The organism is Streptomyces sp. (assembly GCF_031178505.1).
Lineage (GTDB): Bacteria > Actinomycetota > Actinomycetes > Streptomycetales > Streptomycetaceae > Streptomyces > Streptomyces gulbargensis.
The window spans coordinates 1-8,669 of sequence record NZ_JAPSIW010000248.1 but is presented as its reverse complement, the minus strand read 5'-3'; the positions used below and the strand labels follow the sequence as shown (position 1 = coordinate 8,669).

The 8,669-nt window shown below is 71.2% G+C and carries 7 protein-coding genes, 1 tRNA gene and 2 pseudogenes; 5 read left to right on the top strand and 5 right to left on the bottom strand.

The window, feature by feature from the left end:
• Window positions 1-275: 275 nt before the first annotated feature.
• Window positions 276-666, bottom strand: a pseudogene (locus RIF68_RS17895) (NUDIX hydrolase).
• 322 nt (window positions 667-988) lie between these two features.
• Window positions 989-2,050 carry an HNH endonuclease gene (locus RIF68_RS17890; RefSeq protein ID WP_309052270.1) on the bottom strand — a complete coding sequence of 354 codons (1,062 nt, stop codon included), beginning with the start codon at window positions 2,048-2,050 and terminating at the stop codon, window positions 989-991.
• Window positions 2,051-2,226: 176 nt separating this feature from the next.
• Here RIF68_RS17890 and RIF68_RS17885 point away from each other — a divergent pair, with 176 nt between their 5' ends.
• Both RIF68_RS17885 and RIF68_RS17880 read left to right on the top strand, forming a co-directional pair.
• Window positions 2,227-2,820, top strand: coding sequence for a hypothetical protein (locus tag RIF68_RS17885; RefSeq protein ID WP_309052269.1), 594 nt, complete (start codon window positions 2,227-2,229; stop codon window positions 2,818-2,820).
• A 634-nt stretch (window positions 2,821-3,454) separates the two neighbouring features.
• Window positions 3,455-3,739 (top strand): annotated as a pseudogene (locus RIF68_RS17880) (tyrosine-type recombinase/integrase); the annotation flags it as partial.
• Window positions 3,740-3,811: 72 nt separating this feature from the next.
• Here the strand turns inward: RIF68_RS17880 and RIF68_RS17875 are convergent.
• Window positions 3,812-3,886, bottom strand: a tRNA-Val gene (locus tag RIF68_RS17875).
• 185 nt (window positions 3,887-4,071) lie between these two features.
• On the opposite strand from RIF68_RS17875, the gene RIF68_RS17870 reads away from it, so the two are divergent.
• From RIF68_RS17870 to RIF68_RS17860, 3 genes are all read left to right on the top strand, one after another.
• Window positions 4,072-4,812, top strand: coding sequence for a DUF4097 family beta strand repeat-containing protein (locus tag RIF68_RS17870; RefSeq protein WP_309052268.1), 741 nt, complete (start codon window positions 4,072-4,074; stop codon window positions 4,810-4,812).
• Window positions 4,813-4,994: 182 nt separating this feature from the next.
• Window positions 4,995-6,311, top strand: coding sequence for a hypothetical protein (locus RIF68_RS17865; RefSeq protein WP_309052267.1), 1,317 nt, complete (start codon window positions 4,995-4,997; stop codon window positions 6,309-6,311).
• Between the two features lie 67 nt (window positions 6,312-6,378).
• A complete protein-coding gene (locus RIF68_RS17860) occupies window positions 6,379-6,594 on the top strand; it encodes a zinc ribbon domain-containing protein (protein WP_309052266.1) in 216 nt (71 codons plus the stop codon).
• Between the two features lie 27 nt (window positions 6,595-6,621).
• Here RIF68_RS17860 and RIF68_RS17855 read toward each other — a convergent pair whose 3' ends face one another.
• Window positions 6,622-7,476, bottom strand: coding sequence for an HAD family hydrolase (locus RIF68_RS17855; RefSeq protein ID WP_309052265.1), 855 nt, complete (start codon window positions 7,474-7,476; stop codon window positions 6,622-6,624).
• Window positions 7,473-8,669 (bottom strand): cysteine protease StiP family protein (locus RIF68_RS17850; RefSeq protein WP_309052264.1); only part of this gene is annotated, 1,197 nt, incomplete at its 5' end. The genes RIF68_RS17855 and RIF68_RS17850, both read right to left, overlap by 4 nt.

The following is an 8,669-nucleotide window of genomic DNA, read 5'->3' as shown; positions in this document are numbered from 1 at the left end:
CCGCACCCCTCGCACCGCTCCGGGCGGTCCGCCCCTGTCGCCCCCATGTGTCCGAGTGTGACCGCACCTTCAGACACTCCGACAGGTCGCCTTTCGGCCGTCGTCCCCGAACGTGACCTGCCACCGGGCCTCACCGTCGTGCCACATTCCCGGTACGCCCCCGGGCTCCGACTCCCCGCACCCTCAGGGGCGCCCCACGGGTGAGCCCTCACAGCCGGCGCCCCCACCCCACCGACCGTTCCTCGGCGCGCCTCACCTCCTCCGTAGGGAGAGTCCTACCGCGCTGGAAGCAGGTGGCGTCCGTCGTGGCTCCACACATGAGGGCCGTCCCCGCCCAGGGCGTCCAGCAGCCGGACTGTGCACACCTCGGACATCCGCTCGGTGACCTCTGCGGGCATGAGCCGGTCGACTGCCGGCGACTCCGCCGACGTGCGTTCGGTGCCTCCAGAGGGCTTGCGGCGGAACACCAGGGCGACGATGCCCCGAGCCGTCTTCTCGTGGACCCCTGTCAGCTTGGTCGACCTCGACGTGGACGCCGGTCTCTTCCCAGGCCTCACGGGCTACGCCCTCTTCCGGTGACTCCGCCAGTTCCAGCACTCCGCCCGGCAGTTTCCAGGTCCCATCGCCCGCGCGCCGGATCGCCAGGAGCCGACCGTCCTCCCGCACCACCGCTCCCGCCACGGACACGGAGTGCAGTGGCGTTGACTTTCCGGCGAGGGTCGTGTTGGAGATCCTGGGGCACTCGCAGATCGCCGAGCGCCGTCCCGAGTGGAACTGCCGTCAATCTCTACCGTCAAAGGCCCCCGCAGCTACGAGCTGCGGGGGCCTTTTTCCTGGTGGGCGCGGACGGTTTCGAACCGCCGACATCTGCTTTGTAAGTTCGCCCAACAACGGCTGAGTACCCCGGCGGCCCTGGCGATGACTGTCGTCCATGGCCCTCCGGGACTGCCTCTGTGCGCCGCCGTTGATGTCAGCAGTGGATGTCAGATCACGGGTTCGGCATCTGCTCGTCAGCCGCCCTGCGTGGCCGTGCAATGGCTTCCGCAGCACGCCTGTCAGCTGCATGCTTTCGCTCAATGGAGGCCCGCAGCTCCTCAGGGGTCGGCCATGGCGCACGCCGATGGATCATGCGGTGACAGTTGGCACATACGAGGGCGAGATCGCTGAGCTTGGTCCGCCCCTCACCCGCTTCGTGCAACGGCACGACGTGATGGCATTCGATGTACCCAGCACCGCGGTCGCCGTAGACCTCCTCGAAGTCGAACCCACACGCCTCACACGCCAGCCGCCCACCGCGCTGAATCACAGAAGCGATCTTCTTCTTCCGCAGGCCCTTGTTCCGCTCGCGGGCCTGGTGCCGACGCATGAGGAGCCGCCCCTCAGGAGCACTGTAGTCGTCGAACCCCTCGTCCTCGGTCGGCGCAAGGCTCTGCAGCTCGCCGACCGCGATGCCCTGCCGAATAAGCCGAGCGACCTCGGTCATCTCGTCGGGCCGGGCAAGGAACTCCATCAGCACCGCAACGTCGAGGGCGCCGCCGTTGGTGGGCTTGCCTCGGTACTCGGGATGTCGCGTGGCGATGTCGAACGTCTTGCGCGCCACTCCGTTCGGGTTGCGGAACTTCTCGTTGCGCTCCGCCTCGGCATGGATGGGAAGCAGCTGGAGCAGGCCTGACAACTCGACCACCCTGGCGTCCTGAGCGTCCAGTCCCTTCCAGCCGTTCTCCATCACGAGCTGACAGGCAAGGATGATCTCGTCCCGGGCCCAGTCGGGATTCTTGACGGCTTTGACCTGGAAGCCTGCCCGTTTCAGCCACGCCACGGCGTGCTCCTTGCCTCCGCTGAACTCATCAGGTCTGAGAGCTCGCCCCTGATCCCACTGGTGCGCCACGCCGGCTATGGCTTTGGAGTCGTACTCCCGCCCCTCGTACACCACAACGTACGAGCGAGCCTCACCGAAGCCGTACTTCGCCAGGAACGCAGCCTGTCCCAACTCGTCGTACTCCGCGATGGCCTTGAGCACGGATCCCTGTGTGATCGCTCCTCTGTGCATGGCGGCAGCGTACGGCCCACCACTGACGGTCACCTGGCACCCGACGCAACCGATGCCGGGCACCGTGCGCCTCGTCATGCGCCGTATGCCCTCTTGCGCGGCTCGCACCCAGCCTGCACGGTTTCGTTGAATGCTGCTCGGCACTCAGGTGCCACAAGGGGGAAGGGCGGTAGGCCATGGCAACCGTGACAGGGTGGGCCGAGAAGACCTTCGGCGACGCCGCAGGACTTTTGGCCGACATAATCCCCGCCAGCTTGGTTCGAGCCCATGCCCGAGCCCGTAACGGCCACGAGGGAGTCCAGACCCAGACCCTGGAGGCATACGGACACGGCTTGTATGCCGCGCAGTACGAGGAACTGGAGGTGGGCCTCGCCTCACTCCCTGCGGCCACGCCCGTGCGCTTACAAGGACGAACGCTCATGATCCTTGGCGATCATGTGATCTATCCGCTCCGCTACGCAAAGAAAGACGTCCCCGTCACGGCGGCACGACTGCGACGCGCCACGGGCTTCCGAGCCGACCTGATACGCCGACACGGCCCCGATCCCATGCAGCAAGCCTTCGACCTGGGCCTCGACGAGCTGGACGAGCAAGAGCCCCATCCCGACCTCGCGCTGTTGTCAGAGGACGTCAAGCTCGTGCTCGTCGCCTACGCCTGCTCCATGACTCAGGGCGTCATGCGCATCGAGTGGGGCTCTGCCGAACTGCGCCGCGAGGACCGCTACCTCATCTGGCACCACCACGAGCCACTTCATCTGCCGCCGCGGTGAGAAACACCCCCGTCTTGCCTGACCGCCCGCCCTGGAAGCGAACCAGCAGGTGGCAAGCTCCTGACTTGCGCGTTCCTGAGTCATCCTCGTAGCCGACCTGTCACTATTGGTCGCCCTCCCACGGGCCAGAACACGGCTCGGAGGCCGGCTACTTCCGCTTCTTCTTTGCCTTGCGCTTCTGAACCTCATAGGAGGACCACTCACCGCGGTGACGGTCGCACCTGGACGCCCCGATCATGGCGAGGCGTTGACACCGGGTCCCCTTTTGTGTGAGCGCTCCACACTTGGACTGCGTTCGAGCCACTACTCCCCCTGGTGTCACCAACGGACAGACCAGCCGATTGTCGCGAGCGTTCCTATCTCTGTGGAAGGCGCATGCGGGCGCCCATGGAGGCGCCGGGCGCACGGGAGATGAGGCCACCTCCTCTGGCCCGCCAGGCCGCGTTCGGGCCTTAAAGGGTGCGACCGAACGGCGCGGGTGGCTGGCGATAGCTTGACATCCGCGGTTTGTCCGAATCCCTGCTGAACGCGAGCACGATCTGGCCCGGCGCGTCCTGTGGAGAGAGTGATCTACTGACTCCCCGGTTCTCGATGCGTTGATCTTCGCCGACATGACTACGGGTCCGGCCAGCCAGAGCGTGGGTACGTCTTCACCACCCGCACCGGCCAGCCCATCGAGCCGCGCAACCTCTACCGCTCGTTCACCCGCGTCGCCAAGAGCGCCGGTCTCCGCGTCGTCCGGCACGGTACGGCGACGCTCCTCACCGCCGTCGGCGTCCCGCCCCGCGTCGTGATGGAGATCCTCGGGCACAGCCAGATCGCCGTGACGATGAACGTGTACACGCACGTCGTCCAGGACACTCTGCGGGAGGCCGTGAGTCACGTGGATCGGCTGCTCAGGAGCCGTCCCCGGTCGTGATCGACCGTCCCCGTTGATGTCAGAAGTGGATGTCAAAGGCCCCGGACCATGATCGGTCCGGGGCCTTTGTACTGGTGGGCGCGGACGGTTTCGAACCGCCGACATCTGCTTTGTAAGAGCAGCGCTCTACCCCTGAGCTACGCACCCGTGGAGGAAGCAACAGCGTACATGGCGGACCGGTGGGTGGGGCAAACCGGTAGGGGGACAGCCCTACCAGGGGGTGGGGTGGGGGCCTGATCGTGGGGGTGGGGGTGGGGGGCGTAGCTTCGGGGGGTCTTGCTGGGGTTCGGACCGGGGGTGGGTCGATGGGTGCGCGTCGGTATGTACGGGGGGTGGCTGCGTTCGGTGGCGTGCTCGTCGCCGTGGGGGCGGTCGTGGGGTGCGGGGCCGGGGACGTGGAGGGGGCTCCGGTGGAGAGGAAGGCGTTCGCGTTCTCCGGGGACGCGCTGGTCGTGGACTCCGACGACTCCGATCTGGTGATCACGCCCGCCGATGTCGAGGACGTACGGGTGGAGCGCCAGGTCGACGGGTGGGTGTTCCTGGGGAGCGGGCCCGAGGCGGAGTGGAAGCTGGTGGACGGGCGGCTCACGTTGCGGGTGGACTGCGGCGGGGTGGCGTCCGGGTGCGGGGCGCTGCACCGGATCCGGGTGCCGCGGCGGGTCGCGGTGAGTGTGGAGAGCGAGAACGGGGACGTGACGGCCGAGGGGTTCGGCACCCCGCTGCGCGTGCGGTCCGACAACGGGGACGTGCGGGTGCGCCAGGCGTCCCGGCCGCTGGATCTCGGGAGTGAGAACGGGGACGTGGTCGTGGAGGGCGGCACCACCTCGGCCGAGGTCGTCGCCCGGTCGTCCAACGGGGACATGGACGTCACGCTCGGCGCCGTACCGCGCCGGGTGGACCTCGCCGGGGAGAACGGTGACCTGACCGTCTCGCTGCCCCGCGCCTCGTACGACGTCACGGGAGGAACCGCCAACGGTGACCGTGTGATCGACGTGCCGGAGCGTCAGGGCAGCGGGCACGCCGTGAGCGTGCGCAGCGACAACGGTGATGTCGTGGTCCGTACGGTGAACTGAACGCCCTGTGTGTTCGTCCTTACCGGGTGGGACAATGAACCGGACCGGGCACGGCGGACACAGCACGGGAGAAGGACGTGGCGGCGAGCGAAGCCAGGGGCAGGGCGGCGTCCGCGACGTCCGGGACACCGGAGCGGGCCGGGGCGTCGGGGACACCGGAGCGGGCCCGGGCGTCGGGAGGCGTGTCCGTCTTCCGCGTGGGGATCGCGCTGCCGCTGCTGGTCGCGGCCCTGCTGCCGCACGCCTTCGCGGGCGGTGGCACGCGCCGGTGGTTCGGCGGGCGCGGGGAGGGTCAGCGGGCCGAGGCGCAGGCGGCGAAGGACGCCGCGGCGGCCTCCTTCTACGAGCTCGACACCGCGCAGCGCGGGCTGCGGATCTCCATCGAGACGATCACCGCCGTGGACGGTTCGCCGGAGGCCCGGCGGGCGGTCAAGGGTTTCGAGGCCCTGGGGCGCCGGATCGACGAGGTCTCCCTCGCGTACATCACCGCCGTCGACGCGCACGATCTGGACCGGGACGAGCTGGACGCGGCGACCGCGAGCCGGGCCCGGGGCGAGCTGACCCGGGCCAAGGAGGAGCTCGACCGGGCCCGGGGTGAGCTGGAGCGGTTCGAGCAGGGGCTCGGTCCCCTCCTGGCGACGGCCGAGAACCAGCTCGCCCGCCTCGCCCCCGCCGCCGAGCGCGCGCGGCAGGCGCTGCGCGAGGCGAGTGCCGCCCTGGACTCCGTACGGGGGGCGGGGCTGCGCGCCGACGATCTGGCCGCCCGCCTCGCGGCGCTCGGGCCCGAGCTCACCCGGCTCAACGAGGGTGCCGGCCGGCACGGCGTGCCGGACACGCTGCAGCGCGCCGACCGGATCCTGCGGGACGCCGAGGCGGTACGGGCGGAGGCCGAGCGCCTGCCGCAGCGGGCCGCCGAGATCGACAAGCGGCTCGTCTCCCTCCGTACCCGGGCCGAGGCGCTGACCACCCGGGCGGGGGCCGTCGAGCCGGTCCTCTCCGAGCTGCGGCGGCGGTACTCGCTCGCCTGCTGGCAGGACCTCCAGCATGTGCCGGAGCAGGCGGCCGGCACCGTACGGCAGGCGGAGGAGCGGTTGCGGGAGGCGACGAAGGCGCGGGAGGAGCAGCGCTGGCCGGACGCGACGGCGATCCTGTCGACGGTGCGTGCGCTGCTCGACTCCACCGACGAGGCCGTTTCGGCCGCCGGGGAGCGGCTGCGGCGCCTCGACGCGGTGGCGAAGGATCCGAGGGCGGAGATCGAGCGTGCCCGGTTCGCGGTACGGGACGCCCAGCGGCTCGCGATGGAGGGACGGACCACGCCCGATCCCCGGCACGCGCGGCCCCTGGACGAGGCCGTGGCCCGGCTCGACCGGGCGGTGGCGGGCCTGGAGGGCCGGCATCCCGACTACTGGCACTTCCTGACCGAGCTGGAGGCGGTGAGGGCGTCGGCCGCTCGGGTCGTCGGCCTCATCCGCGACGAGCGCGGCGCCGGGCAGCACTGACGCCGCCGGGCCGGACGCGGCCGCGGACGGCGCACCGCGGGCGCGGCGCCGCGGCTAGCCTGGGGGCATGCCTCGTTACGAATACCGCTGCCGCAGCTGCGGCGACACCTTCGAAGTCAGTCGGCCCATGGCCGAGTCCTCCGCCCCCGCCGCCTGCCCGGCGGGCCACGACGACACCGTGAAGCTGCTGTCGGCCGTGGCCGTCGGCGGTTCGGCCTCGGCCGGGCCCGCCCCCGCCGGAGGCGGGGGCGGCGGCTGCTGCGGTGGCGGCTGCTGCGGCTGACCCCCTGAGGGGCCGCCTCGGGGCGGCTCAGGAACGGACCGCCGCCCGGAAGCGGCGCAGGATCTCCTCGCCCGCCGCGACGCCCCGCTGGGTGAGGACGTCGAGGTGGGGGGCGGTCCACTGGGTGTCGGCGAGTTCGCCGTGGCCCGGGCGCCACGCCCGGTCCGCGGCGAGCAGCAGGTCGGCGTCGAGGAGCGAGTCGCCGGCCGCCAGGGTCAGCGTCGCGCCGGTGCGGCGGGCCACCTCGCGGACGGCGGCGCTCTTGGTGAGCGGCTTCGGCACGGCGTACACCTTGCGGCCCTGGAGGGAGACGGTCCAGCCGCGCTCCCCCGCCCAGGCCCCGAACCGTGCCAGCCAGTCGGCGGGCAGCCGCTCCCGGTCGACGACCAGGTAGGCGAAGAGGTCTTCCGCGACCCGGTGCTTGCGCACCCAGGACAGGTCGGTGGTGGCGGTGAGGTAGGCGCGGATCTCCGAGAGCGGCGCGCATTCGTCCGCGAGTCTGCGCAGGACGGAGGCGTGCCAGTCGTGGTCGGTCACGCCGTCGACCAGGAGGTGCCCGCCGTTGGCGCAGATGGCGTACGCCGGGGCGCGGCCGGGGAGGCGGATGCGCTGGTACTGCTTGCGCGTCCGGGTGGTGGTGGGGACGAAGACGGTCTCCGCCGTGAGCCGTGCGAGCAGGTCGGCCGCGGCCTCCGTCATGTAGGAGAGCGGCTTGGACTCGTGGACCTCGACGCAGAGCAGCCGTGGCGCCTGCGGGTCGGGCATGCCGAGGGCGAGGGCCGCGGACGAGTAGATGAGGGTCCGGTCGAGATCGCTCGCGACGAGGCTCGTCGCACCGCCGGGGGTGGGTGCGGGCACGGGCGCGACGGGGGTGGCGGTCATCGGGAGGCCACCGCCTTGCCGTCGGCGCCGGTGGCGCCCCGCGTGTACTGAGGGTGGATCAGGCCCACGCAGGTGTACGGGAGTTCGTCCACCTCCTCGACCGGTACGCCGCGCTGTTCGGCGAGCAGGCGGACGTGCGCGAGGTCGTCGCCCGCGCCGCGCTTGGCGAGGATCTTCCACGGGACGCGGCGGAGCAGGACGCGGGTGGTCTCGCCGACGCCGGGCTTGACCAGGTTCACGTCGTGGATGCCGTACTCCTCGCTGATCCTCTCGACGGCGGCCCAGCCCTCCCAGGTGGGGGTGCGGTCCGTGGCGAGGAGTTCCTTGACGTCGGTGCCGACGTCCTCGGCGACCTCGTCGAAGCGGGCCGCCACGGCGTCGAGGAAGAGACCGGAGACATCGGCGCCGGCCAGGTCGCGGTAGAACTTCGCGCCGTGGAAGTCGTCCGGGCCGACCAGGTCGGAGCGGAGCACGGTGCGGGATATGAGGCCGGAGACCGTGGAGTTGAGGCAGGCGGACGGGATGAGGAAGTCCTCGCGCGTGCCGTAGGTGCGGACGCAGGAGCCGGGGTCGGCGAGGACCGCGATCTCCGGGACGAAGCCGGGGAAGCCGGCGAGCGCGGCGGCGAGTTCCCGGGTGATGGCGCCCTTGCCGGTCCAGCCGTCCACGAAGACGACGTCCGCCGGGTCGTGGTGGGCGGCGAGCCAGCGCAGCGCGTTGGAGTCGATGCCCCGGCCGCGCACGATGGAGACGGCGTAGTGCGGCAGGTCGAGGCCGTGCCGGGCCTCGGCCCAGCGGCGCATGAGGACGCCGACGGGGGTGCCGGCGCGGGCCAGCGAGACGAGTACCGGGCGGCCGGCGCGCTCGGCGAGGACGGTTTCGGTGACGGTGCCCACGGCACGGGCGATCCGGGCGGCGGAGGCCTCCAGGGCGCTGTGGAACAGCTCCTGGTAGCGGGCGCTGGGCTGGTACTCGACGGGGAGCGATTCGGCGTAGTGGGCGCCGCCGCTCTGGATGGCTTCCTCGCGTTCCTCGGTGGGCGCCTCCAGTTCGACGTCCGAGAGGTCCTGGAGCAGCCAGCCGACCTCCTCGGGGGCGTACGAGGAGAAGGCGGGGCCGCGGAGGGGCTCGGGCAGCATGGAGCTCCTTTCGGGAGCTGCGGTGCGGGCGGGAACGGACGGCGGAAGGGCGGA

Excerpts from the sequence above, each read along its gene's own strand:
- RIF68_RS17860 (WP_309052266.1), top strand. The coding sequence starts at position 6,379 with ATGCCTCGTTACGAATACCGCTGCCGCAGCTGCGGCGACACCTTCGAA.
- RIF68_RS17855 (WP_309052265.1), bottom strand. The coding sequence starts at position 7,476 with ATGACCGCCACCCCCGTCGCGCCCGTGCCCGCACCCACCCCCGGCGGT.
- RIF68_RS17890 (WP_309052270.1), bottom strand. The coding sequence starts at position 2,050 with ATGCACAGAGGAGCGATCACACAGGGATCCGTGCTCAAGGCCATCGCG.
- RIF68_RS17885 (WP_309052269.1), top strand. The coding sequence starts at position 2,227 with ATGGCAACCGTGACAGGGTGGGCCGAGAAGACCTTCGGCGACGCCGCA.